Annotated in this window: 1 protein-coding gene; it reads left to right on the top strand. The window is 72.8% G+C overall.

Annotated elements, in window-relative coordinates:
* Nucleotides 1-1464 (top strand): AMP-binding protein (locus ACLEQD_RS43260; RefSeq protein WP_410391770.1); only part of this gene is annotated, 1464 nt, incomplete at both ends.

Genomic DNA, 1464 nt, shown 5'->3' on the forward strand with positions numbered 1-1464 from the left:
GCCTACGCGCACCAGGACCTGCCCTTCGAGAAGCTCGTCGAGCAGCTCAACCCCGTGCGCGACCTCTCCCGCCCTCCCCTCTTCCAGGTGATGATCAACTCCTTCCTCACCGAGGACCCGCAGGGCTTCGTGAACCTGCCGGGCCTGCGCACCGAGGTCCTGGAGAGTGACGAGGTGAGCGCGCGGTTCGAGCTGATGCTGCGACTGCATGGGCATGACGACGACGTCGTCTGCCAGTTCGAATACGCTACGGACCTCTTCGACCGCACGACCATCGAGCGCTTCGGCACGCACTACGTCGCGCTGCTCGCGGCGGCCGTGGCCGAGCCAGACCAGGCGTTGTCCGGCTTCGCGCTGCTGGGCGATGCGGAGCGGCACCAACTGCTGGTCGAGTGGAACGCCACCGCGTCCGGACCGGAAGCCGACTGTCTGCACCGGCAGGTCGCGCGGCAGGCACGGCATGCCCCGGACGCCATCGCCCTGGTCTGGGACGACGAATCCCTGGGCTACGGCGCGCTGGACGCGTGGTCGAACCGGCTGGCCCGATACCTGGGCACGCTGGGCCTCGCACCCGAAAGCGCGGTGGGCCTGGTGATGCAGCGGTCGCCGGCAACGCTCGCGGCCTGCCTGGGCATCCTGAAGGCGGGCCTGGCCTGCCTTCCGCTGGACCCTGCCCATCCACCCGAGCGCCTGGGTGAGCTGCTTGCCCAGGGCGCGGCGGCGCTCGTGCTCGGCACGGACGGCTACGCCGATGCGCTGGCGCGAGACGGCTGCCCCGCGCTGGACCTGACCGGGCTGGCGGAGCGCATCGCGGCCCTGCCGGATACGCCCGTGGACAGGGTGGCGCACCCCGGCCAGCTCGCGTGCCTGACCGTCACCTGGGATGCGTCCGCCGTGGCCCGCCTGCTGATGCTCACGCACCGCGGGCTGGCGAACCAGGTGGCCATGATGATGGCGCGGCCCCCTGGCGCCGCAGGGGAGCCACCCCCAGAGGCCTTCGGCTTCGAGCCGTCCGTGCAGAGCCTGCTGCGACCGCTCGCCGCTGGCGCCCGGCTGCTGCTCGCGCCGGGGGAGGAATCAGCGGAGGCGGCCGCGCCGGAGGACGTGAGCGTGTACGGCATGGTCAGACTGCCGCCAGACGCCCGGGGTGCGCTGATCGGCCTGACCGCGCCGGGGCTGCGCGCCTACGTCCTGGACCGGCGGCTGATGCCGCTGCCGCCGGGCGTGTATGGCGAGCTGTACGTGAGCGGTGCCGAATGGGCGCGCGGCTACGCGGCACGGCCGGACTCCACGGCACGAGACTTCCTGCCATCCCCCTTCGTGGAGGGCGAGCGGCTCTACCGCACGGGTGAGCTGGCACGCCGGCGCGCCGACGGCGCCCTGGAGGTCCTGGAGCCGCCGCGACGGATGCGCATCGCCGGCGGCTGGGTGGAGCTCGGCGAGATCGAGGCGGCGCTGCGGATG

The sequence above is a fragment of the Corallococcus sp. 4LFB genome (assembly GCF_046520365.1).
Classification (GTDB): domain Bacteria; phylum Myxococcota; class Myxococcia; order Myxococcales; family Myxococcaceae; genus Corallococcus; species Corallococcus caeni.